This window comes from Dactylosporangium sp. NPDC049742 (genome assembly GCF_040674675.1).
Lineage (GTDB): Bacteria > Actinomycetota > Actinomycetes > Mycobacteriales > Micromonosporaceae > Dactylosporangium > Dactylosporangium maewongense.
The window spans coordinates 353,259-375,311 of sequence record NZ_JBFANF010000002.1; the positions used below are offsets into that span (position 1 = coordinate 353,259).

General features: G+C 71.3%; 22 protein-coding genes and 1 tRNA gene. 14 read left to right on the plus strand and 9 right to left on the minus strand.

Annotated elements, in window-relative coordinates:
* Positions 1-5: 5 nt before the first annotated feature.
* From AB0J72_RS05085 to AB0J72_RS05100, 4 genes are all read right to left on the minus strand, one after another.
* On the minus strand, positions 6-1,070 hold the full coding sequence (locus AB0J72_RS05085) for a M48 family metallopeptidase (RefSeq protein ID WP_363394536.1): 1,065 nt from the start codon (positions 1,068-1,070) through the stop codon (positions 6-8).
* Between the two features lie 75 nt (positions 1,071-1,145).
* The gene (locus tag AB0J72_RS05090) at positions 1,146-1,766 is read right to left on the minus strand and encodes a hypothetical protein (protein ID WP_363394538.1); all 621 of its coding nucleotides are present in this window, start codon (positions 1,764-1,766) and stop codon (positions 1,146-1,148) included.
* The gene (locus tag AB0J72_RS05095; RefSeq protein WP_363394540.1) at positions 1,763-3,412 is read right to left on the minus strand and encodes a cobyric acid synthase; all 1,650 of its coding nucleotides are present in this window, start codon (positions 3,410-3,412) and stop codon (positions 1,763-1,765) included. The genes AB0J72_RS05090 and AB0J72_RS05095 overlap by 4 nt, the downstream gene beginning before the upstream one ends.
* Positions 3,413-3,641: 229 nt before the next feature.
* Positions 3,642-4,637, minus strand: a complete 996-nt coding sequence (locus AB0J72_RS05100; protein ID WP_363394542.1) for a cobalamin biosynthesis protein — start codon at positions 4,635-4,637, stop codon at positions 3,642-3,644.
* A gap of 358 nt (positions 4,638-4,995) precedes the next feature.
* Between AB0J72_RS05100 and AB0J72_RS05105 the strand changes: the two genes are divergently transcribed.
* The 3 genes from AB0J72_RS05105 to AB0J72_RS05115 all read left to right on the plus strand — a co-directional run bounded on the left by AB0J72_RS05105 (position 4,996) and on the right by AB0J72_RS05115 (position 7,009).
* Complete coding sequence (locus AB0J72_RS05105; RefSeq protein ID WP_363394544.1) at positions 4,996-5,277, plus strand: hypothetical protein; 282 nt, start codon at positions 4,996-4,998, stop codon at positions 5,275-5,277.
* A gap of 152 nt (positions 5,278-5,429) precedes the next feature.
* On the plus strand, positions 5,430-6,233 hold the full coding sequence (gene ssb, locus AB0J72_RS05110) for a single-stranded DNA-binding protein (RefSeq protein ID WP_363394546.1): 804 nt from the start codon (positions 5,430-5,432) through the stop codon (positions 6,231-6,233).
* 700 nt (positions 6,234-6,933) lie between these two features.
* Positions 6,934-7,009, plus strand: a tRNA-Arg gene (locus tag AB0J72_RS05115).
* Between the two features lie 94 nt (positions 7,010-7,103).
* Here the strand turns inward: AB0J72_RS05115 and AB0J72_RS05120 are convergent.
* Entirely contained in the window at positions 7,104-7,304 is a 201-nt protein-coding gene (locus AB0J72_RS05120; protein WP_363394548.1) for a hypothetical protein, read from the minus strand.
* A gap of 151 nt (positions 7,305-7,455) precedes the next feature.
* Here AB0J72_RS05120 and AB0J72_RS05125 point away from each other — a divergent pair, with 151 nt between their 5' ends.
* The 7 genes from AB0J72_RS05125 to AB0J72_RS05155 all read left to right on the plus strand — a co-directional run bounded on the left by AB0J72_RS05125 (position 7,456) and on the right by AB0J72_RS05155 (position 14,182).
* Positions 7,456-8,499 carry a nitronate monooxygenase family protein gene (locus AB0J72_RS05125; RefSeq protein ID WP_363394550.1) on the plus strand — a complete coding sequence of 348 codons (1,044 nt, stop codon included), beginning with the start codon at positions 7,456-7,458 and terminating at the stop codon, positions 8,497-8,499.
* Positions 8,500-8,576: 77 nt separating this feature from the next.
* Complete coding sequence (locus tag AB0J72_RS05130; protein WP_363394552.1) at positions 8,577-9,020, plus strand: hypothetical protein; 444 nt, start codon at positions 8,577-8,579, stop codon at positions 9,018-9,020.
* 85 nt (positions 9,021-9,105) lie between these two features.
* On the plus strand, positions 9,106-10,047 hold the full coding sequence (locus AB0J72_RS05135) for a helix-turn-helix domain-containing protein (protein ID WP_363394554.1): 942 nt from the start codon (positions 9,106-9,108) through the stop codon (positions 10,045-10,047).
* A gap of 91 nt (positions 10,048-10,138) precedes the next feature.
* Positions 10,139-11,665 carry an alkaline phosphatase D family protein gene (locus AB0J72_RS05140; RefSeq protein ID WP_363394556.1) on the plus strand — a complete coding sequence of 509 codons (1,527 nt, stop codon included), beginning with the start codon at positions 10,139-10,141 and terminating at the stop codon, positions 11,663-11,665.
* Between the two features lie 14 nt (positions 11,666-11,679).
* Positions 11,680-12,888, plus strand: coding sequence for a hypothetical protein (locus tag AB0J72_RS05145; protein WP_363394558.1), 1,209 nt, complete (start codon positions 11,680-11,682; stop codon positions 12,886-12,888).
* A gap of 55 nt (positions 12,889-12,943) precedes the next feature.
* On the plus strand, positions 12,944-13,561 hold the full coding sequence (locus AB0J72_RS05150) for a DsbA family oxidoreductase (RefSeq protein WP_363394560.1): 618 nt from the start codon (positions 12,944-12,946) through the stop codon (positions 13,559-13,561).
* A 144-nt stretch (positions 13,562-13,705) separates the two neighbouring features.
* A complete protein-coding gene (locus AB0J72_RS05155; protein ID WP_344513730.1) occupies positions 13,706-14,182 on the plus strand; it encodes a GNAT family N-acetyltransferase in 477 nt (158 codons plus the stop codon).
* A gap of 166 nt (positions 14,183-14,348) precedes the next feature.
* On the opposite strand, the gene AB0J72_RS05160 is transcribed toward AB0J72_RS05155, so the two are convergent.
* Positions 14,349-14,873 carry a hypothetical protein gene (locus AB0J72_RS05160; protein ID WP_363394562.1) on the minus strand — a complete coding sequence of 175 codons (525 nt, stop codon included), beginning with the start codon at positions 14,871-14,873 and terminating at the stop codon, positions 14,349-14,351.
* A 144-nt stretch (positions 14,874-15,017) separates the two neighbouring features.
* Here AB0J72_RS05160 and AB0J72_RS05165 point away from each other — a divergent pair, with 144 nt between their 5' ends.
* The 3 genes from AB0J72_RS05165 to AB0J72_RS05175 are packed head-to-tail and all read left to right on the plus strand — an operon-like array spanning position 15,018 to position 17,786.
* Positions 15,018-16,400 (plus strand): ferredoxin reductase family protein, encoded by a 1,383-nt coding sequence (locus AB0J72_RS05165; protein ID WP_363394564.1) that lies wholly within the window; start codon positions 15,018-15,020, stop codon positions 16,398-16,400.
* A gap of 39 nt (positions 16,401-16,439) precedes the next feature.
* Entirely contained in the window at positions 16,440-17,030 is a 591-nt protein-coding gene (locus AB0J72_RS05170) for an FMN-binding protein (RefSeq protein ID WP_363394566.1), read from the plus strand.
* A 9-nt stretch (positions 17,031-17,039) separates the two neighbouring features.
* Positions 17,040-17,786 carry an FAD:protein FMN transferase gene (locus tag AB0J72_RS05175; RefSeq protein ID WP_363394568.1) on the plus strand — a complete coding sequence of 249 codons (747 nt, stop codon included), beginning with the start codon at positions 17,040-17,042 and terminating at the stop codon, positions 17,784-17,786.
* An 863-nt stretch (positions 17,787-18,649) separates the two neighbouring features.
* Here the strand turns inward: AB0J72_RS05175 and AB0J72_RS05180 are convergent.
* From AB0J72_RS05180 to AB0J72_RS05190, 3 genes are all read right to left on the minus strand, one after another.
* Entirely contained in the window at positions 18,650-19,021 is a 372-nt protein-coding gene (locus AB0J72_RS05180) for a DUF1801 domain-containing protein (protein WP_363394570.1), read from the minus strand.
* Between the two features lie 44 nt (positions 19,022-19,065).
* Complete coding sequence (locus AB0J72_RS05185) at positions 19,066-20,655, minus strand: serine/threonine-protein kinase (protein WP_363394572.1); 1,590 nt, start codon at positions 20,653-20,655, stop codon at positions 19,066-19,068.
* 90 nt (positions 20,656-20,745) lie between these two features.
* The gene (locus AB0J72_RS05190) at positions 20,746-21,252 is read right to left on the minus strand and encodes a GNAT family N-acetyltransferase (protein ID WP_363394574.1); all 507 of its coding nucleotides are present in this window, start codon (positions 21,250-21,252) and stop codon (positions 20,746-20,748) included.
* 30 nt (positions 21,253-21,282) lie between these two features.
* Here AB0J72_RS05190 and AB0J72_RS05195 point away from each other — a divergent pair, with 30 nt between their 5' ends.
* The gene (locus AB0J72_RS05195) at positions 21,283-22,002 is read left to right on the plus strand and encodes a M50 family metallopeptidase (protein WP_344513716.1); all 720 of its coding nucleotides are present in this window, start codon (positions 21,283-21,285) and stop codon (positions 22,000-22,002) included.
* Positions 22,003-22,053 lie beyond the last annotated feature (51 nt).

Genomic DNA, 22,053 nt, shown 5'->3' on the forward strand with positions numbered 1-22,053 from the left:
GGAACTTACTTCGCCGACTGGTCGTCTGTGCCGTTGGACCCGTTTCCGCGCATCCAGCCGCGCATCTTGCCCGCGCCGGCGCCGACCCAGTCGCCGACCTCCGAGGCCCCGTCGCCGAGCTTGCGCAGCAGCGACACCAGCGGATCCTGCGACCGTGAGAACGCCTCCCGGTACGACGCGGCCGCCGCCTTGATCTCCTCGCTGACCGAAGCGTCCCCGTCGTCGGCGCGACGCGGATACTCGCCGCCGATGATGCGCTGGTACTCCCCGCGGTCGATCCACGCCCGGACCTCGGCGGCCCGCGCCACCGGCATCGGGTGCGACCGCGCCGTCACCATCCGGATCTTGATGAGGCTGTCCCGCAGGTCACCGGCCCGCTCGAACTCAGCGGCCTGCTCCAGGAACGCGGTCGTGTCGACCTCGGACAGGTCACCGCCGCCGGCCAGCTTCATCGACAGCCGCAGCGACGCCGCCGGGTCCTGGCACGCGAGCAGCCCGGCCCGGTCCGCGGACAGCTCGGCCTTGCGCCACCACTCCATGAGCGCGGCCACGATCGCCCGCAGCACCATCGACCCGACCGGCAGCCACGCGAGCCGCACCGCCCAGTCCGTCAGGATCAGCACCATCGTGCGGTACACCGCGTGCCCGCTCACCAGGTGCCCCAGCTCGTGCCCGAGCAGGCAGCGCAGCTCCTCGTCGTCGAGCAGCTCCAGACAGCCCCGGTTGATCACGATGAACGGCTTCGACATGCCGATGCACATGCCGTTGATCGAGCGGTCGCTGTGCACGTACAGCTCGGGCAGGTCGGCGATGTCGAGCGACGCCGCGGCCTCCGCCATCAGCCGGTGCACCCGCGGGAACTGCCGGTGGTCGACGCGGATCGCGTTGCCGAGGAACTCCAGCCGCCACGCCCGCTCGTTCCACAGGGCGTGCAGCGACTTCAGCGCGTCGTCGAACCCGCGCAACTCCCGCAGCGCCACCAGGGCGCCCCTGTCCGCCGGGTGCTCCCACGCCCGAGAACTGATCCCGGTCAGCACCACCCGCCGGCGTTGCACGTCGTTCGTGGTCATTAGCTCCGCCTCCCCGTCGCATCCGGATCGTGTCCGGCCGCCTCCCGGATCGTCCCGCACCTGCGCAACGCCCGTCTACCCGCCCGCGAGGATGAAGTACTCATTCTGCGGGTCGTGCTCCTCACCCGGCGCCCCGTCGACGTGCACGTCGACCGTCCGCGGCGCCGCACCCTCACCGAAGAACCGGTCCTCGTCGGCCATCCACCGCTCCCACTGCGGCCGTAACGCCTCGCCGTCGCGGATCAGCCCCCGCTCCAGCCGCAGCGCCCGCGGCGCGTGGACGCACACGGCGAACGTCAGGTCCCGCACCCCCGCGCTGCCGACCCCCTCGACGACCAGCACGTCCGGGCGCCGCAACGGCTCCCACTCGTCGCGCAGTTGCTCCCGCGCCCAGTCATACCGCCGGTACCGCGCGTCCTCACCCGCCTTGAACGGCGCGAACACCCACTGCTCCAGCCTCGGCCGCCACGCCTCCAGCTCCGCCCACCCGTCCAGGAAGTCGTCGGTGTGCAACTCGGCGACGTCCACACCCGCGTGCCGCAACGCCCGCGCCAACCGTCCCGCGAACGTGGTCTTCCCCGACCCCGCCCGCCCGTCGACCGCCACCAGCCGCACGTCGCCCAGGCGCGCCTCCCGGCCGAGGACCTCCTTGGCCAGCGCGCTGTACGTCCCGATGCCCCCGCCCGCGGCGCTCATGACACCCCCCGATCCACCATGGCACTTCCGCCGCCCGCACCACCTGGCGACCCCGAGACGTCGCCGGCCGCCACCGGCGATGGGGCCGATGCGGGCTCGGCGCGAGGTGCGCTCGGGGCGGGCGCCCTCAAACCTGGGACGACGGTCGGCAGGCCGCTCGGTGCGCCGCCCTCGATCAGCCGCCACAGCGCCGTCGTGTCGAGGTGCTCCTCGACCAGGTCGCCCAGCACGTCGACGGTCCGCTCCCGCAGCGCCGCGAACGACGTGTCCGGCGCGACCTGGAACCCGTGCCGGCCGGCCAGGCGCGCGGCCTCGGTCAGGAACGCCCGCCGGAACTCGTCGGTCTCGAACGCTCCGTGCCAGTGCGTGCCGAACACGTTGCCGGACACGGCGCCCTCACCCGTGCCGTCGGCCAGGCGGATCAACGGCGTCAGGCCTTCCGCCGCCCGGCTCACCACGCCGTGGTGGATCTCGTACCCCCGCACCGGCTGCGACCCGAGCCCCGTGCCGGTCACGCGTCCGAGGGTCTTGCGGTCCGCGAACGTGACCTCCACCGGCAGCAGCCCCAGCCCCGGCGCTGCGCCGCGGCGGCTCTCCACGTCGTCGAAGATCCGCTCGGACAGCATCTGGAACCCGCCGCAGATCCCGAGAACCGGCCGGCCGGACGCCGCGTGGGCCAGCACCGCATCCGCCAGACCCCGCTCCCGCAGCCACTGCAGGTCGTCCACAGTGGACTTGGTGCCCGGCAGCACGACCAGGTCCACGTCGGCGAGGTCGGCGGGCTCGACCGTGAGCCGCACCTGCACACCCGGCTCCGCGGCGAACGCCTCGGCATCGGTGGCGTTGGACACCCTCGGCAGGCGGACCACGGCGACCCGCAGCCACTGTCCGCCACGCGGCGCCGCGGGCCGGCCGAGGACCCGCCCGTCGTACGCCAGCGAGTCCTCGCCGTCGAGCCACAGCTCCGTGGACCAGGGCACCACCCCGAGCGTCGGCCGGCCGGTCAGCTCCGTGAGCGAGTCGACGCCCGGCTGGAGCAGCCCCGAGTCCCCGCGGAACTTGTTGATCACGAAGCCCGAGATCAGCGCCTGGTCCTCGGCGTCGAGGAGGGCGAGCGTGCCGTACAGCGCGGCGAACACCCCTCCCCTGTCGATGTCGCCGACCACGATGACGGGCAGGTCCGCCGCCCTGGCGAGGCCCATGTTGGCCAGGTCGCCGGCCCTCAGGTTGATCTCTGCCGGACTCCCGGCGCCCTCGCAGATCACCACCTCGTGCTTGGCCCGCAGCTCGCGCAGCGTCTCCAGCACCGTGCCGCGCAGCCGGTCCTTGATCTCGTGGTAGTTGCGAGCGCCGATATACCCCGTCGCCTGCCCGAGGACGACGACCTGGCTCTGCCGGTCGGAGCCCGGCTTGAGCAGCACCGGGTTGAACCTGACGCTGGGCTCCAACCCGCACGCATACGCTTGCAGCGCCTGTGCCCGGCCGATCTCACCGCCGTCCACCGCGATCGCCGAGTTGTTCGACATGTTCTGTGCCTTGAACGGAGCGACGTCCACGCCCCGCCTGCGCAACCAGCGGCAGATTCCCGCGGTGAGCATGCTCTTGCCCGCGTCGGACGTCGTGCCGGCAACCAGCAGCCCGCTCACGCCATCACCTCCGCTCCGAGCCGCCGCCGCGGGCCAAGCGCTGCACCCACGGCTCGCAGCCCTCTGATCCGCCCTGAACCACTCACGCCGTCACCCTCCGCCGCGCTCCACCGCCACCGCGAACCAAGCGCTGCACTCACCGCTCGCTGCCTTCCGCTACGCCCGGATCCGCTCACGCCAGCATCTCCCGCCTCGCTCCGCCGCCAAGCACTACGCCTTCCGCTCCCGCTCACGCCGCGCTTTCGCCCCGCAGCCTGACACCGGTCGGCTTGTCGCGGCGGCGAGCGGCGCCTACCCGGAGCGCGCACGCGAGGCCTAAAGCGGCCGCGCCGACGACGACGGACAAGGCCGCGGCCCGGCGGACGTCACGCGGTGCGGGCGGCCCGCCGTCGCCGAGGTGCGGCCTGTGCTCGACCCGGGACCCGTACACGTTGCGGCCGCCCAGCCGAATCCCCAGCGCGCCGGCGGCGGCCGCCTCGCACTGCCCCGAATTCGGGCTCGGATGCCGGCCTCCGTCGCGCAGCCACACCCGCAGCGCCTCGCCGGCCCGCCCTCCGACGGCCGGCGCGGCGGCGACCGTCAGCGCCGCCGTCACCCTCGACGGCACCAGGTTGGCGAGGTCGTCGAGGCGCGCCGAGGCGGTGCCGAACCTCGCATACCGAGCCGAGCGGTGACCGACCATCGCATCCAGCGTGTTGACCGCCCGATACCCGACGATGCCCGGCAGCCCCGCGACCGCGCCCCAGAACAGCGGGCCGACGACGGCGTCCGACGTGTTCTCCGCGACGGACTCCACCGTCGCCCGGGCCAGCTCTGGCGGGCCGAGCGCGGACGGATCCCTCCCGCAGAGATTCGGCAGCTGCGCCCGCGCGGACTCCAGGTCGCCGCCGTCGAGCCGGTCGGCCATCACCCGTCCCTCCCGCGCGAGGCTCGTGCCGCCCAACGCGGCCCAGGTCGCACCGGCCACAACCAGCGTGCGGGCGATCGGCCTTCGCCTGGTCAACCACGCCGTCGCCGCGGCCACCAGTACAGGCGCACCCACGGCGACAAGAGCGAACCGCGCTCCCGCGGCCCGGTCGTCGGCATAGGTGCGCCGCTCGACCGCCCCTGCGAACCGCCCGAACCCCGCGACAGGGTGCCACCTGCGCGGATCGCCGAACACAGCGTCCAGCACACCGCCCAGCAACATCCCGATCGCGTCGGCGTGGAGTCTTCGAATCGCCATGCTCGGGACACTACCGACCCCCACCGACAATTTTTCGTGGCGGCCCGTCGGGGCACTAGCAAGCAAATGGTGCGAAAACAAGAGCTTGTCTCACATCCGTCAGCGTCCTACTTTGCATGCGTGCAGCCCATGCTCCTCCCCGTTCTCGCGCCGCTTCGCGACATCCGTCGCGAAGATGTGTTCGCGCCTGTGGTCGACGAGTTCATGGGTGGCCTCGGGGTCGGTTACAGCTACGGTCCGCCGTTCGGACAACGCCTCGTCACCTGGGCCGACCTGCAGCGCATGGAGATGCCCCGCCGGATGCTGCGCCGCCAGGCCGCGCACAACCTCGACCAACGGCTCGGCGCCGCCCGCGCTGATGCTCCAGTTCGACGGGGTCGCCTCGACGTTGCTGCTCGCCGAGCCGTTCTGGGCAGGGCTGGAGCGTGCCGTGCCCGGTGAGCTCGTGGTCGGTGTGCCGGCGCGCGACGCCGTGATCGTGACCGGATCCCAGTCCCCGCCCGGCCTCGCGAAGGTCCGGCGCGCGATCGACAGGATCTTCTTCGCCGGCGACCCGCACCTGCTGTCGCGCAAGTTGCTGGTGCGCCGCCGCGGGGTCTGGGAAGTGTTCACCTCGAACCTCGCCCATGCGGCTTTCTGAGGTGTACGGCCAGCGCGTAGCAGATCATCAGCGCTGACGTGAGCCTGTCCACAAGCGGTCGGTTATCCACAGATCCGGCGTCGGCCGCGAGCGGGGCAGGACTGATCTGACCGATGCTCCTCCCGAGTCCTTAACACGGGAGGGAGACGGACATGAACGAGACGACGATGACCATCGTCGGCAACGTGCTCAACGAGCCTGACTGCCGTCGGCTGGAAGAGAGCAAGGCGCTGGTCGCGTCCTTCAAGGTCGCCGCCACGTCACGGCGCTACGACCGCAGCGAGGGGCAGTGGGTCGACGGCAACCAGCTCCGGCTGCGCGTCACCTGCTGGCGCAACCTCGCGGAGAACGTGATCCGCAGCGTCCACGTCGGCGACCCGGTGATCATCACCGGCAAGCTGTCGAGCCGCAACTGGGAGACCGAGGACCACGCCAAGCGGGTGGCGTACGAGTTGGAGGCCACCTCCATCGGCCACGACCTGGCCCGTGGCCGGGCGAAGTTCGCCCGGGTCAAGGCAAACACGGCGACCAGCTCGATCGACGACGAGCTGTCGGACGCCCACATCGCGGGCCAGCCGAGCACACCGGTGGTGGCGATCAACGCGCTGCCGCGGCAGCGCGACTACGACGCCGAGCTCGGCGGCTTCGTCACGACCATGGTGGAGCCGGCGGACGCCGACCGGGACCCGTTCGCGGAGGACGTCCTGACCGAGCTCGACAACGCGATCAACGCCGCGTTCGACGGCACGGAGTTCGCCGCGATGGAGGGCTTCACCGCGCCGAACGACGCGGCGGAGCTCACGACCGACGCCGACACCGCGGAGGTCCCGGCGGTCCCCGACTCGGACGACGAGGGGTCCTCCACCGGCGACGACGAGAGCTCGACGGACGGGCCCGAGGAGTCGAGCGGCGGCCGGCGCCGGCGCAACCGGGGCAAGGTGCCGGTTCCCGCCTGACGGCCCGGTGGGTCGCGGCACCGAGACATCCGGCGTCACGACCCACCGCCGGCACCGCCGTGAACAGCCACGCGAACCGGTCAGGAGCGCGCTGCGTAGGCGGACGCGGCAAGCGACCTGGCCGGTACGCACCGCCATAGGCCGACGCGGCAAGGGCTTGCCGGCAGGGACCGTCGCGCGGGTCGGACGTCGCGAGCGACCGGCTGGTGGGACCGGGGGTGGGCGGACTCGGCAAGGGGAGTGGCCGTGCGTACGGCCTTGACCAGCCTGAGCACGGCGGGCGGGACCAGGCCAAGCGCGGGCAAGACCAGCCAGAACACGGGCGAGACCAGGCCGGGCGCAGGCCGGAGCCGGCCGGGAACATGGACGGGAACAGGCCGAGCGCGGGCGAAACCCAGCCTGGACAACGGTGAAGGGAGCATCCTAAGTACCGTGCGGGCGTGCTCAAGCAAGGTGGGCGCGGTGTTGGTGCGCGCGAATGCGTTGGCTGGAGTGGTTGCGGGTAATGGGCTGTGGGGTGGACCGTTTGAGAGGGGTCCGAACGACCCGAAGCGTGACTCTGTCGCCACCCGTAGCGAAACGAGTGGCACGACAAGGGAACCCGCTTGTGCCGGGAGGCGAGGAATGTTGTCCTGAGAACGTCGATTTGGCTCCCCACAAGCGAATCCTTCGCCGTAGGCGGTAGCCTGTCCGACGACATGCGCTCGTAGCTCAGCGGATAGAGCAGGGGACTTCTAATCCCAAGGTCGTAGGTTCGATCCCTACCGGGCGCACCACTTTCAGCGCTGGTCAGGCGCCTGTTCGGTCGCTGTACACCGAAGAGGCGCCTGCGGGGCGTGTCCTGCCGGGCGGCGGGGAGACGGGTGCCGGCTAAGGGTTTGGGGGGCGGTCGACGACGGCGACGCCGTTGTCCAGCATCCGCTGCTTCACCTCGCGGTAGAGGTCGTCGTCCTCGATGATCACTGTGCCGCGGGCTTGTACGTCGAAGATGGCGTGGCCGCTGGGCACGCGCAACAGGACGTAGCGGTCGGCGTGTGATTCCCAGAGGGCCCGGTGCTCGTCGATCGTCACGGGTGAAGTTTCGCTCCTGGTCCTGCGCGGTACGGGGGCGGCGCCCAGCGGGTCGAGGTCGGGTGTCGGGTGGGTGACGTCTGCACGGAATGCGATGTGGGCTGCGCGGGAGGCAACACGGGCGGGGTGCGGGTGGGGCACGGTTCGGGGTATGGGACTCAGGACCAGGTTCACGGAGGCGTTCGGGCTCACGACGCCGATCGCGCAGGCGGGGATGGCGTTCGTGGGGATGACGCCGGAGTTGCCGGTGGCGGTCAGCAACGCGGGGGCGCTCGGGTCGCTCGGGGTGGGGTTGATGCCGGCGGCGGCGTTGGCGCAGACGGTGGCGGCGATTCAGGCGAAGACGGATCGGCCGTTCAACGTCAACTTCATCACGGTGTTCACGGAGCAGGCGCAGATCGACGCGGTGTGTGAGGCCGGGGTGGCGGTGGTGTCGTTTCACTGGGGGCATCCGCCGCGGAGGTGGATCGAGCAGCTGCACGGGGCGGGGGTGCGGGTGTTCGAGCAGCTCAGCTCGGTTGACGCGGCGAAGCGGGCGGTTGACGACGGGGTGGATGTGGTCGTCGCGCAGGGGCAGGAGGCGGGCGGGCACAACGCGGCGACGTTGCCGGTGTTCGCGCTGGTGCCGCTGGTCGTGGACGCGGTGGCGCCGGCGTTGGTGCTGGCGTCGGGTGGGATCGCGGACGGGCGGGGCGTGGCGGCGGCGCTGATGCTGGGGGCGGACGGGGCGTGGGTCGGCACGCGGTTCGTGGCCAGCGGGGAGTCGGGGGCGCACGACGGGTACAAGAGCCGGTTGCTGAGCTCGGACGCCACGGAGACGGTGAGCACGTCGATGTTCGGGCCGGACATGCCGGACTTCAACCCGATGCGGGTGCTGCGCAACCGGGTCGTGCGCGAGTGGCTGGACGCGCCGCCGGCGGAGGCGGACGACGCGCCGCTGCCGGTGATCGGGGAGACGGTGCTGGGTGGGGAGACGGTGACGATGCACCGGTTCTCCAACCTGGTGCCGATGCGCGGGCTGACCACCGGTGATCTGGAGGAGATGCCGCTGCTCGCCGGGCAGGGCGTCGGGCTGGTCACCGAGCTGCGGCCGGCGGCGGAGATCATCGCGGCGATGACGGCCGACGCGGTGGCGATGCTCGGGCGGTACGGAGGCCGCCACGAAGGCCGACAAGAAGGTCGCCACGAAGGCTGACACGGGGGTTAGCCGCAGCACGAAGACGGTGGTCAGGGGGTGTGTGAGGCGGGGCGCGGCGGCGGACAGTGAAGGGCATGATTCTTCTGGACTCCGGCCGGCCACCCGTCGCGGTGCGCGCGGCGACCGGGTTGTGGATCGGCGCCGTCGCGCTCGGCGCGGTGGAGACGGTGATCGTCGTGGGGGCCGGCCAGGCCGGCGAGAATCCCCTGTTCGGGGTGCTGTTCCGGTGCGTCGTGTACGCGGCGGCGGTGCTGACCGCGCTGCGGATGCGGGCGGGGCGGCGGTGGGCCCGGATCACCCTCGCCGTCGTGCTGGGCATCGTCGGCACGTTGTCGCTGGTCATCGAGCCGGTCTCGCGGCTGGCCGACGGTAACTCGCTGAGCGCGGCGACCGCCGACGCGGACCTGACCTGGTGGGCGATCGCGGCGGCCAGGACGTTGCACGTGGTCGCGGTCTGGGCGGCCGTGCCGCTGATGTTCACCGGGTCGGCGAACCAGTACTTCAGAAAGCATCGGTGACGCTGTCGGAAGGGCGTCGCAACCATGTCGGCGGTGGTGGGAGCGGGCGTTGCATGGCTGCTGGGAGCGGCATAGGAGACGTGCAGTGGACAACCGCAGCTACTGGACGACGTCGGCACTCGCACCGGCCGAGCAGTTCACGCATTGGCGGGAGCTGATCTGCGAGGCGTTTCTGGCGCTGACGCCGGAGTCGGATCTGAGGGACGGGTTCGCCGGGTCGGTGACGCAGTGGCGGCTGGGCGAGCACAGCCTGGCGCGGATCGAGTCGCAGCGGCAGGTGGTGTACCGGACGGAAGCCGCCGTCGCCAGCGACCCGATCGGCGGCTTCTATGCGAATCTGCAGGTCAGCGGCATGAGTCTGATGGTGCAGCACGGGCGGGTGGCCACGCTCCGCCCGGGCGACCTGGCCGTGGTCGACGCCGACGAGCCGTTCCGGTTCGAGTTCGGCGGCGATTTCCGGCAGCTGTCGCTGTTCGTACCGGCGAAGACACTGCGAGCCAACGGACCGGTGCGGACGGCGACGGCGATCGACACCGTCACCGGGGTCGGGGCGGCGGTGCGGCACTCGATGGAGACCCTCGCCAGGGGGCCGATGCGGGAGTCGGCGGCGAACCGGCTGGCCACGCACGCGGCGGGCATGCTGTCGATCGCGCTCGAACCGTCGATCCTGACACCGGTGCGGTCGCCCAAGACGTACCGGACGTGCATCGACGACATCGAAGGGCATCTGACCGACGAGGACCTGTCCCCGGCGGCGACCGCGCGGCGCCTCGGCATCTCCGTCAGGACGGTGCACGCACTCTTCTCGGGAGCGGGAGCAGGGGCCGGAGCGGGGCAGGGGGAGTCCTACGCGGCCACGGTACGGCGGCTGCGGCTGGAGCGCGCGGCGCGGCACCTGGCCGACCCGGCGATGCGGCACCTGCGGGTCATCGACGTCGCCACCGAGGCGGGCTTCGGCAACGTGGCCAGCTTTCACCGGGCGTTCCGCAAACAGTTCGGCCGGACGCCAAAAGAAGCCCGTGAGTGAATGCAAGAACGCTTCCAGCCGTACATCGAATGCAGGCCGCGGCTAGCTGAAGGACACCGGGCGTTCATCGACTCTGATAAAAGTGTGCGACATGAAGAGGCTCAGCCGCCGCACGTTCGTCCTCAGTGGACTGGCCACCGCCGGGGCCGTCGCACTGCCGTTGACCAGCGCTCAGGCCGCCGTCCCGTTCCCGTTCAAGCTCGGCGTCGCCTCGGGCGAGCCGGCCTCAGACAGCGTCGTGCTGTGGACCCGGCTCGCTCCGTCGCCGCTGAACGCCGACGGCCAGGGCGGCATGGCCAACGCCGACGTCACCGTCGACTGGCAGGTGTCCACGACCGACACGTTCAGCTCGCTCGTCGCGTCCGGGTCGGTCACCGCCCGCTACGCGGACGCGCACTCCGTGCACGTGGTCGCGGGCGGGCTCGCGCCCGACGCCGAGTACTACTACCGCTTCCGCGCGCAGGGCCACCTGTCCCCCGTGGGCCGGACCCGCACCGCGCCCGCGCCCGGCACCGTGGGCCGCAACCTGGTGATGGCGTTCGCGTCGTGCTCGCACTACGAGTCGGGCTACTTCACGGCCTACCGCCGCATGGCCGAGGACCGCCCGGACCTGATCCTGCACCTGGGCGACTACATCTACGAGGGCGGCCCGGGCTCCAGCGGCGTCCGCCAGCACGCCGGCGCCGAGATCGTCTCGCTCGCCGACTACCGCCGCCGCTACGCGCAGTACAAGTCGGACCCGGACCTGCAGGCGGCGCACGCGATCGCGCCGTGGCTGGTCGTGCCCGACGACCACGAGGTCGAGAACAACTACGCCAACATGGTGCGCAACGACAGCAGCCCGGTGCTGACGGCGGCGCAGTGGACCGCCCGGCGCACCGCCGCCTACCGCGCGTACTACGAGAACATGCCGCTGCGGCCGAGCCAGGCGCCGACGGGCAACAGCATCCCCCTGTACCGCCGGGTCAACTGGGGCACGCTCGCCACGTTCCACATGCTCGACACCCGGCAGTTCCGCGACGACCAGGCCTGCGGCGACGGCTGGAAGGTGTGCGCCGCCGCGGACACCGCGTCGCGGTCGCTGACGGGCGCGGCGCAGGAGGCGTGGCTGCTCGACGGCCTCGCCCAGCACTACGGCACCTGGGACATCCTCGGCCAGCAGGTGTTCTTCGCCCGGCAGTACGACGCCGGCGGCGCCGCCAACATGGACGCCTGGGACGGCTACCGCGCGTCCCGGTCCCGCATCCAGCAGGGCTGGATCGACCGGTCGGTGCGCAACCCGCTCGTGCTCACCGGCGACGTACACGCGGCGTGGGGCAACGACCTGAAGGCCGACTACGCCAGCAGCTCCTCCGCGACCATCGGCACCGAGCTGGTCTGCACGTCGATCACGTCCGGCGGCAACGGCTCGACGACCACCACGATCCCCAACGCCGGCACGAACCCGCACCTGAAGTTCTACTCCAACCTGCGCGGTTACGTCCGGACCACGATCAGCCCCGCGCAGGTGCGGGCCGACTTCCGCGCGGTCAGCTCGGTCACCGAGCACGGCGCGGCCGCCACCACCCTCAAGTCGTTCGCGATCCTCGACGGCCAGCCCGGCCTTCGGGCCCTATAGGAGAAACCTTTTCAATGGCAGCCATCACCTCGGTCGCGCTCGCCGCGACCCTCGCCGCCACGTCGATGACGTGGACGACGGCCAACAGCGTCGCCACCGGCGACCAGGACACGCCGGCCATCGCCGCCAACCGCAACGGCCAGGTCGCCGTGGTCTGGGAGGACGACCGGGACAGCACCGCACCCGAGAACAACTCGCACTCCGACGTCTGGCTGCGGCTGTTCACCGACGGCGTCGCGAAGTACGAGCTCAAGCTGTCGGCCGGCGGCACCTCCGGCACGAACTGGAAGCACATCAGCCCCGACGTCGGCCTCGACGACAAGGGCAACGCCGTCGTGGTCTGGGCCGAGGACCCCGACGGCAACGGCGCGTTCAACATCGTCTACCGGGTCGTCTCCCCCACCGGCACGGTCACCGCGTCCGGCCGGGCCAACGCGGACGCCACCGGCGACCAGATCCTGCCGAAGGTGGCCGTCGACCCGGACGGCGCGCCGAGCACCGGGGCGGTCGCGTTCAGCGTCGTGTGGGAGGACGTGCAGGGCACCACGTACAGGGTCAAGGCCGCCGGGTACACGGGCCCGGCGACGAAGGCCTACGAGGTCTTCGCGTCGCAGACCACCGGCGCGCACCACCGGCCCGACGTCGCGGTCTCGGCGTCCGGCGACGCCCTGGTCGTCTGGGACGAGGACGCCGACGCCAACGGGTTCTACAACATCGGTCTCGTACGCCTGGCGAAGGCCAACGGCGCGGTCAACCTCTCCCGCCGTACCGCCAACAGCCTCGGCGACGGCCAGCAGCGGCGGGCGGAGATCGCGGCGTCGTTCTCGGGCGCCTTCGCGGTCGCGTACGAGTCGGACCACACCGGCACCGCCGGCGTGTGGACCCGCTCGTTCCTCGCCGACGGCACGCCGCGGCACGTGGAGGTCCTGTCGGCGAACGGTGGCGCCGCCCCCTCGGTCGGCATCGACGACCAGGCGAACACGGTCGTCGGCTGGACCGTGGGCGGGCTCGACGTGTGGGTCCGCGGGTTCAACCCCGACGGCACCGGCACGGGCCGCCTCGCCTCGCAGGTCCTCAGCCAGACGGCGACGGGCCGGCAGGAGCAGCAGGTCGTCGCGGTGTCGCCGTGGGGCGAGGTCAGCGTCGCGTACACCGACGACAACGACGGCAACACGTTTGACCAGGTCATCCTCGGTACGGGAGGCAGCAACTCCGACTGGTGACGCCTCTGGCCTGATGGGCGCGCTATTGTTGAACCGTCAACGAACAAGAGCGCGCATGATCACGATCGAGGTCTGGTCCGACATCGTCTGCCCGTGGTGCTACATCGGCAAACGACGCCTCGAAACCGCCCTGTCGACGTTCGACGGGGCGGTTTCGGTGCAGTGGCGCAGCTTCCAGCTGGACCCGTCGACGCCGGTGGGCGACCCGCGGCCGGTCGGCGAGTCGCTGGGCGCGAAGCTGGGGCTGCCTCAGGCTCAGATCGACGGCATGTTCGAGCACGTCACGCAGCTCGCGGCGGCCGAGGGTCTGGCGTACGACTTCGCCCGGGCCCGCACCGCCAACACCCTCGACGCGCACCGGCTGCTGCACTTCGCCAAGGCCCACGGCCTGCAGGCGGAGCTGAAGGAACGGCTCATGCACGCGTACTTCACCGAGGGCGCCGACATCGGCGACCAGGTGGTGCTCGCGGGGCTCGCGGCCACGGTCGGGCTGGACGAGGTGGCGGCCAAGCAGGCCCTCGCCGACGGCTCGTTCGAGGCCGACGTCCGTCAGGACTTCGCGCAGGCCCGCGCGTACGGCATCAGCGGCGTGCCGTTCTTCGTCTTCGACCAGCGGATCGGCGTGTCCGGCGCGCAGCCCGTCGAGGTGTTCGAGAAGGCGCTGCGGTCCTGATCGCTTCACGTGCACTTGCGGGTGCGAATGGTAGAGGTCACAGGCGCACAGTCAAGTGGCAGGTTTGTGATGCACGTGCACCGCGGACGTGAATGACTGCGTTCAGGCCGACACAAACCGCGTCACCGGTTCTACGCTGCTTGCATGAGCGCTGACGTGCTGCACGCCTACCGTATGCAGGTCGCCCGCGGTGTTCGCCGGTTGTCCACCGACGATACCGAGCAGGTGGCGACGCTGCTGGAGCAGCTGGGCTATCCCCAGGAGGGGACCGACACCGCCGGGCGCCTGCGCTCCTGGGTCGACCACCCCGACGGGGGCGCGTTCGTCTGGGACGAGCGGGGCCGCCTGCTGGGTGTCATCGCTGCGCACATCATCCCGTCGTTCGAGAAGGACGGGTCGTGGCTGCGGATCGTCGCGCTCGCCGTCGCCGACTCGGCGCGTGGGCGTGGGATCGGCACCAGCCTGGTCGCGGCGGCGGAGACGTTCGGCCTCATGCGCGGCTGCCACAGCGTCGAGGTGACCAGCCTGCGGACCCGCGAGGGCGCGCACGCGTTCTACAAGGCGCTGGGGTACTCGGACCGCTCCGACGCGGCGGGGCGCTTCCTGAGGCAACTCCCCTGATGTCCTTTTCACCCCCTTTGTGATTTTGTGCAGGGCGGGTGAGATTCGCTTCCGCTGCCGCGCCGTTGTCCACAGCTTCGCCAGCTCCTTGCGGCGCGGCCTCGTCGTTTCCTGGGCGGTCTCGCCGCTTCCTCGGCCCGGCTTTCGTCGGGGCGCTTGGCTCGGGTCAGGCGTTGAGCTTGGCGGCCAGGGTCTTGGCCACCTCGACCAGGCCCGTGTCCGCGGCGGCGGGGAGCTCGCCGCCGCCGAGGTTGGCGACGGACAGCACCACTATCAGGTTGCTGACCCGCATCGTGATGATCTGCGGCTGGCCGATGGCGCGGACCCGCTGGCGGACCGCCTGGTCGCCGACGCCGTCGAGGGGCTCGCTCTCGGTGCCGCTGGTCACTTCGAGGTAGCGGGAGGCGAGCTCCGGGCCGCCGACCGTGCCCTTCTTGGGCACGACCGTGAAGCCGACATTGAGCTGCGTCTTGCCGTCCCCCGCCGTGCAGTTGGCGCCGTCGGCTTCGACCTTCGCCGCCGGTACCACCGCCGCCACCGCTGAAGCGTCGAGCACTGCGCAGTCAGGTGCGGCGCTGAACCGCCCCGCTTCGGTGAAGACTCCGAGCGTGTACGCCACGCCGAGCCCTGTCGCAGCGAACGCGGCGACCACCGCGAGGACGATCAGGGCGATTCGCCAGAAGCGCTGCATCGCGTCATTCTAGGGGCGCCCGCCCGCCGGTCACTCGTGCGAGCATCTTGTGCGCAGGTTGAAGTCCGGCTTAAGCCCATGGTCCCCGACCAGCGGGTTCTGATACGACCAATGGCAGTGGAACCACATGAGACACGATCAACCATGACCGTCCCCCGGCAACAACGCCCGGCGAGCAGCCTTGCCGCCCCGGCGGCACGACCCGTCGAGCACAACAGCGCCGGACGGTTCCTGCTGCGCACCCTGTTCTGGGGCGGTCTCGCGCTCGCGCTGCTGCCCTGGTGGCTCGGCACGAAGGCCGGCACGATCGACACCGGTGCGGAGATCTTCCAGTCGGCCGGCCGGGTCACCGGCCTGATCGCCGGCTACCTGCTGCTGGTGCAGGTGATCCTGATGAGCCGGCTGGCCGTCCTGGAGCGCTGGATCGGCGCCCGCCACCTGGGCCTGTGGCACCGCGAGCTCGGCGGCTCCGTCCTGATCATGATCCTGGCCCACGCGGCGCTGATCACCGTCGGCTATGCGTACGCCGACCGGGTCGGTTTCGTCAGCGAGCTCGGCACGATCCTGACCGAGTACGAGGACATGGTCACCGCCTTCCTCGCGGCCGGCATGCTGGTCTGCATCGGCCTGCTGAGCATCCGCGGACTGCGCCGGGCCCTGCCCTACGAGCTGTGGTACTTCCTGCATCTGACCGCGTACCTGGCGCTGCTGCTCGGCTTCGCCCACCAGTTCTCCAACGGGCAGGAGCTCTTCAAGCCGGGCCTCGGCCGGACGCTGTGGATCGCCTTCTACGTCGTCATGGTCGCCGCGGTCGTCTGGGGGCGCATCGTGGCGCCGCTGACGTTCAACCTCCGGCACCGGCTCCAGGTGGCCGACGTGGTCGCCGAAGGCCCCGACATGGTGTCGATCTACATCACCGGCAACCGCCTGCACGACATGGACGCGCAGGCCGGCCAGTTCTTCCGGTGGCGCTTCCTGTCGCGCGGGCTGTGGTGGCAGGCGCACCCCTTCTCGCTGTCCGCCGCGCCGAACGGCCGCTGGCTGCGGCTCACCGTCAAGACCGTCGGCAGCCACACGATGGCGATGCGCGACCTGCGCCCCGGCGTGCGGATCTTCGTCGAGGGCCCGTGGGGCGACTTCACGGCGAGCCGCCGGGTCAAGTCGCGGACCGTGCTCATCGCGGCGGGCAGCGGCATCGGGCCCATCCGCGCGCTGCTGGAGGAGCTGCCGCCCGGCGCGGTGGTCATCTACCGGGCGTCCGCCGTGCACGACCTGCACCTGCGCGACGAGCTGGAGCACCTGGCCGACCTGCGGCACGCCACGCTGTGGTTCGTGGTCGGCGACCGACGCGACCCCGGCCCCCGGCGGCTGTTCACGCCCGCCGGGATGCGGGAGCTGGTGCCCGACATCACCGAACGCGACATCTACCTGTGCGGCCCCGACGGGCTGGTCACGCAGTCGCTGCAGGTGCTGCGGCGGCTGCGGGTCCCGCGCCGGCAGATCCACCTCGACCCCTTCGAGTTCTAGCTTCTTGTTTTCCAGCTTCTTGTTGAGAGTTGGTCCTTCGTGAGACGCGCGATGATCGCCCTGATGGGCACCGCGGCGGGCACCGTCCTGCTGGTGGGCGCCAAGGCCGGTTTCAGCAGCCCCACCGACCGCCCCCTGAACCCGCAGGCCGCCGGCGCGACCGGCCCCGTGCCGTCGGCGTCCGGAGGCCCGCCCTCGGCGGTCACGATGCCGCCCGGCAACGGCGCCGCGCCCACCACGACGACGGCCACGACGACCGCCGCAGCGCCCCCGGCCGGTGGCGGCACCAAGACGACCACCGCGCCGAAGCCCACGACGGCGGCGCCGAAGCCGCCCCGCACCACGATGAAAGACGGCACCTTCGGCGGCAACAGCGTCTACGTCGAGTACGGCTCGGTCGAGCTCTCGATCGTCGTCTCCGGCGGCAAGATCACCGACATCAAGGTCCTGGACTCGCCGAGCAACCACTCGCGCTCCGTACAGATCAACAACAACGCCCTCCCGAAGCTCAAGTCCCAGGCCCTCTCGAAGCAGAGCGCCGACATCGACACCGTCTCCGGCGCGACCTACACCAGCTCGGGCTACAAGCTGTCGCTGCAGTCGGCGATCGACCGCGCGTTCCAGGCGTGACCTGTGCTCGTGCGGGTCGAGCACGTGATGGGGATGGCGGTCAGCCTCGACCTGGCCGACCCGCTGCCGGTGCCCGAGCTGGAGCGCCTGGCCGACGAGGTCTTCGACTGGCTGCGCCTGGTCGACACCACCTTCAGCACCTACCAGGCCACCAGTGAGATCAGCCGCCTCGGCCGCGGCGAGCTGCGCCGCTCCGACTGCTCGCCACTGGTCGGCGAGGTCCTCGACCGGTGCGCCGAGCTCTGGGACGAGACCCGGGGCTACTTCGACATCATGGCCGGCGGCCGCCTCGACCCCTCCGGCTACGTCAAGGGCTGGGCGGTCCAGCGCGCGTGCGACCGCCTGCTGCTGCTCGGCTCCTCCCACCACTGCCTGAACGCCGGCGGCGACGTCTTCGTCCGCGGCGCCGCCCCTGGCCGCTCGGCGTGGCGGGTCGGCATCCGCCACCCCTGGGAGGCGATGTCCCTCGCGTGGGTCCTGGAGGTCACCGACATGGCGGTGGCGACCTCTGGCACGTACGAGCGCGGCCTGCACGTCGTCGACCCCTTCACCGGCGAGCCGGCCGCCGCCCTGCGCTCGGTCACCGTGGTCGGCCCGGACCTCGGCACGGCGGACGCCTACGCCACGGCGGCCCTGGCCATGGGCGAGGCAGGCATCGACTGGCTGGCCCAACTCCCCGACCACGAGTGCGCCGTCGTCACCGAGGACGGCCGCGCGATGCGCTCCGACGGCCTGCCGGTGGCCCCCAGCACCTGACCGCCCCCAACGGCACGACTACAGACCGCCGTCGGGCCCGCCATGGCACCCCGCTCCTACCTGGCCCCGGTCCGGCTCCGAGACCCGCCTCGCGCTCGGCTCCCACCCCGCGACCCAATTCCTGCGTCTGGCTGCAGCCCGTCTACGAGACCCGCTGCCCGCCCGTTTCCGCCCGACTCACTGCCTGTTTCCCGCCCGGCTCCAGCCCCGTGACCGGCACGTGCCCAACGGTGCGGACTACGGCCGACCTGGTCTGATGGCACAGCCTCGCGAGGGGACCGGATGGCCGACCGGCTTCGCGCCCGACAGGCCCACAAACCCGCCACCACTGCCGCCCAGCCCAGCCCGACTCTGCCCGCAACCGGCTTCGCGCCTGCTCCGGCACGCGGCACGCTTCGACCCGCCATAGGTCGGCTCCCCGCCCGACTCCGCCCGGGACCGGGGTTCGCGCCTCAGCCCGGCTCCGGATCGCCTCGAGACCCGCTTCCGCCCAACTCCGGCCCGTGGCTGCCTCGCACCCGACTCTGCCCGCGACCGGCTTGCTATTCGCCTCCGGCCCGCGACCCGCTCCACGTTCCAACGAGATCCGCTCCACGCACCGACTTCGGCCGGTGTCCTGCATCGCGCCTGACCTCGGCACAGCTCTGGCCACGACCAGTTCGCCGCCCGGCTCCGGCCCACGAAGTGCTACCCGCCCAGCTCCAGCCCGGCACCAGCCTGCGGCCCGCTTCGCGTCCAGCTCCGACCCGCCTACGAGACCTCCCTCGTGTCCGCCTCCCGGACCGCGACCCGCCTCCGGACCGCGGCCCGCCTCGCCCGGCTCCTGCCCCGCGACCCACTTCCCGCGCCTGGCTCCAGCCCGTCTACGACGCCGGCTTCGGGACGGCCAGGTCCAGGTACTCGAGCAGGTGCACATGGGTCGGCGCGGACATGTCAGGTGTGAAGTGCAGGTAGCGCAGCCGCTTGCCCGTCCCCTGCAGCAGCCCGTGCGGATCGGGCAGGTCGGCGCCGTGCTCGAAGCCGACCGACACCGAGTCGGTGCCGGGGAAGATGGCCGCGACATAGCCCCGCTCAGGATGGTGGAACCCTAAGCCGTGCCAGCCTCGATAGACGCGCTCGGTCAACTCGGGCCGGGCTTCCACGATGACGTCCCGCAGGTGGCGGGCGAGCGCGGCGATGTCTGGGCAGCTATCGGCGAGAAGTTGGTCGAGGCCGGGAGGCTCGATGGCTATCATGCCGACACCTCACCACATGGGTACGACAATTCCAGCGGCTTTTCCTACCAGTCGAACGTGGGCCCCTGGACCGACCCGCCGGGCAGGATCGCCCGGTTTGTGTAGACCCAATTCTCCACCACGTAGTACTGGCGGCCGCGCGGCGGAGTGACGTCGAACGGACCGCAGTCGTGGCTGGGCGCGAAGTCGGTGAACATCAGCTCACGGCACACGCGCGGGCCGTCGACGACGTTCTTGGTCTCAGCGTCGACGAGCGACATGGAGATGTCGGCCTGGATCGCCGGGAGCGCCGAGACGTGCCCCACCATCCGGACCGCGGCGGAGCTGGTCTGATGGCACGGCTTCGCGAGGACCGGATGCCCGATGTCCCATGTGTACTCCTCGGCGCACTGCCACGCACCCCACACGATCGCCTCGACAGGACCGGCCGAGCGGGTGGGCACACCGCCTCTGATTTTCTCGCCGCCAGATGTACGACCGCCGCGCACCGACGGCGTGACACCGATCTGCGGCATCGCGGGCTGACCGGCGACGCTCGGCGGCAGCGCGACCGGACGCTGGACCGCTGTCTGCGCGCTGGGCCGGTGCACGACCCGCCAGGCGGGGACAGCGACGACCGCCAGCGCCGCCAGTACGACGGCCAAAACTGTCATACGTGAGCGCGATGATGTCGGCGGTCGGGGCTTCGGCACCGGCGGCTCGAAGGAGGGCAGCAGCTCATGGATCACTGGCTGGGGCGGCAGAGCGGGATCGTCGGCGGTGCGCTTCGCCACCACGCGCAGCGTGTGCGCGAGTTCCTTCGCCGTCGGGCGGCGGCCTGGACGCTTGTCCATGCAAGCCCCCACGACCCGCCAGACGGTCTCCGGCATCCCCTCCACACGCTGCGGCGACTCGTCCACGTGCCGCCGCAGGATCGCCCAGGCCGGGCCCCCGGCATAGGGCGGCCGCCCGGCGACGAGCTCGAAGAGCACCACGCCGAGGGCGTAGACGTCCGCCGCCGGCGCGGGGCGGCCGCCGTAGACGGTCTCCGGCGCGATGTAGTTGGCGGTGCCGACGAGCGCGCCCGGCGTCGTCATGCTCGGCGTGTCGAGCACCCGCGCGATGCCGAAGTCGGTGAGGCGGGTGTGCGGCTGGCCGCCGTCGCGGTCGAGCAGGATGTTGTCGGGCTTCAGGTCGCGATGGACGATGCCGCGCCGGTGCGCCGCCGAGAGAGCGTCGGCGACCTGGGCGAGCAGCGTCGCGGCCTCGGCCGGCGGCAGCGTGCCGCGCTGGTGCAGGTGGTCGCGGAGGCTGCCACCGTCGACGAGGTCCATGACGAGGCCGAGCGACGTGCCGACGGTGACCAGGTCACGGACCCGCACGATGTGCGGGTGGCGGAGCATGAGGAGGATCGCGCGTTCCTGGACGAAGCGGTTGACCGCCTTCGGCTCCGCCATGAGGTCTTCGCGCAGCAGCTTGACGGCGACCTCATCGTCACCCTGGAGCGCGCGGGCACGCCACACGGTCCCGGTGCCACCGCCGCCGATCGGCTCGATCAGCTGGTAGGCGTCACCGATGCGGTAACCGGTGAGGTCCTCGCTGAGCGACCGGAGACCGTCGTCGGTGTCGTCGCGCGCTTCGGGGGGAGTACGCATCGGGGTATTCGTACAGAATGCAAGATGAAGGTCACAACCGTTACCAGGCAATACTCCCCATGTGGGGGACCCCTTGAGCGGCGTGGACCTTCACAGGCGCCGATACATGATATGGAAGTCGACCAACCCGTACTTCGTGCTGCGGAAGCCGTCCGGAATCGTGCCGACGATGATGAAGCCGAGCGAGCGCCACAGCCGCACGGCGACGGTGTTGGTGGACACGACCGCGTTGAACTGCATCGCCGTGAAGCCGAGCTCGCGGGCCCGGTCGAGGCAGTGCTCGCCGAGGGTGCGGCCCAGGCCTCGCCCCCGGGCGCGGGTCGACACCATGAAGCTGGCGTTCGCCACGTGGTCGCCGAGGCGGCCCTTGTTGGGGCCGACCTTGTAGGTGCCGAGCACGTCGCCGTCCTCGACCGCCACCCAGACCTCGAACGGGGGCGGCAGCAGCCAGTGCGACTTGGCGTCCTGCTCGGTGGAGTTTGGGTCGTTGTCATAGCTCTCGCCGGCGGACACGACCTCGTGCCACACGTCCCAGAGGCCCGAGTGCTGGCCTTGCCAGTCGTCGTCGACAAAGCGCCTGATCTCCACGCTGTTCATTCAACACGTCAGGTGGCAGGCTCTGCATTCGTGTTCGATGTGTTGAGCGACGCATTCAGCCGGTTGCCCGCGCCCCCGCGTGAGGTCGTCATCGCCACCGCCGTCGTGGCGCTGCTGGCGGTCCTGTTGCGGCCCGCCTGGCGGGTCATGCGCAACTTCATCACCATCGCGCACGAGGGCGGCCACGCCCTGGCGGCGGTGCTGAGCGGCCGGCGGCTCTCCGGGATCCGGCTGCACTCCGACACGTCGGGCCTGACGCTGTCGAGGGGCCGGCCCAACGGGCTCGGCATGGTGGTCACCGGACTCGCCGGGTACATCACGCCGTCGCTGCTGGGCCTCGGCGCGGCCGCGATCCTCGGCGTGGGCCGGATCACAGTGCTGCTCTGGCTCCTGCTGCTCCTGCTCGTCGCCATGCTCATCATGATCCGCAACGTCTACGGCATGGTCTCCGTCGTGGTCGCCGGCGCGATCATCTTCGCGGTCTCGTGGTTCGGCTCGCCGGAGGTGCAGGGCGCGTTCGCGTACGCCTTCTCCTGGTTCATGCTGCTCGGCGGCGTGCGGGCCGTGTTCGAGCTGCAGCAGTCCCGCTTCCGCCGCCAGGCCCCCAACTCCGACGCCGACCAGATCGGCCGGCTGACCCGCGTGCCCGCGATCGTGTACGTCGCGTTCTTCGTGATCGTGTCGCTGGCGTCGCTCGCGTTCGGCACCCGGCTCATGCTCGGCCCCGTGGCGGACCTCATCTCGGGCTGACACCTCCCCCACCCGTCACCGACCCGCTCCAGGCCGCCCGCCTCGACCCAG

Coding starts and splice junctions, on each gene's coding strand:
- AB0J72_RS05085 (WP_363394536.1), bottom strand. CDS start 1,070: ATGACCACGAACGACGTGCAACGCCGGCGGGTGGTGCTGACCGGGATC.
- AB0J72_RS05090 (WP_363394538.1), bottom strand. CDS start 1,766: ATGAGCGCCGCGGGCGGGGGCATCGGGACGTACAGCGCGCTGGCCAAG.
- AB0J72_RS05100 (WP_363394542.1), bottom strand. CDS start 4,637: ATGGCGATTCGAAGACTCCACGCCGACGCGATCGGGATGTTGCTGGGC.
- AB0J72_RS05105 (WP_363394544.1), top strand. CDS start 4,996: ATGCTCCAGTTCGACGGGGTCGCCTCGACGTTGCTGCTCGCCGAGCCG.
- ssb (WP_363394546.1), top strand. CDS start 5,430: ATGAACGAGACGACGATGACCATCGTCGGCAACGTGCTCAACGAGCCT.
- AB0J72_RS05125 (WP_363394550.1), top strand. CDS start 7,456: ATGGGACTCAGGACCAGGTTCACGGAGGCGTTCGGGCTCACGACGCCG.
- AB0J72_RS05130 (WP_363394552.1), top strand. CDS start 8,577: ATGATTCTTCTGGACTCCGGCCGGCCACCCGTCGCGGTGCGCGCGGCG.
- AB0J72_RS05140 (WP_363394556.1), top strand. CDS start 10,139: ATGAAGAGGCTCAGCCGCCGCACGTTCGTCCTCAGTGGACTGGCCACC.
- AB0J72_RS05145 (WP_363394558.1), top strand. CDS start 11,680: ATGGCAGCCATCACCTCGGTCGCGCTCGCCGCGACCCTCGCCGCCACG.
- AB0J72_RS05150 (WP_363394560.1), top strand. CDS start 12,944: ATGATCACGATCGAGGTCTGGTCCGACATCGTCTGCCCGTGGTGCTAC.
- AB0J72_RS05155 (WP_344513730.1), top strand. CDS start 13,706: ATGAGCGCTGACGTGCTGCACGCCTACCGTATGCAGGTCGCCCGCGGT.
- AB0J72_RS05160 (WP_363394562.1), bottom strand. CDS start 14,873: ATGCAGCGCTTCTGGCGAATCGCCCTGATCGTCCTCGCGGTGGTCGCC.
- AB0J72_RS05165 (WP_363394564.1), top strand. CDS start 15,018: ATGACCGTCCCCCGGCAACAACGCCCGGCGAGCAGCCTTGCCGCCCCG.
- AB0J72_RS05180 (WP_363394570.1), bottom strand. CDS start 19,021: ATGATAGCCATCGAGCCTCCCGGCCTCGACCAACTTCTCGCCGATAGC.
- AB0J72_RS05185 (WP_363394572.1), bottom strand. CDS start 20,655: ATGCGTACTCCCCCCGAAGCGCGCGACGACACCGACGACGGTCTCCGG.
- AB0J72_RS05190 (WP_363394574.1), bottom strand. CDS start 21,252: ATGAACAGCGTGGAGATCAGGCGCTTTGTCGACGACGACTGGCAAGGC.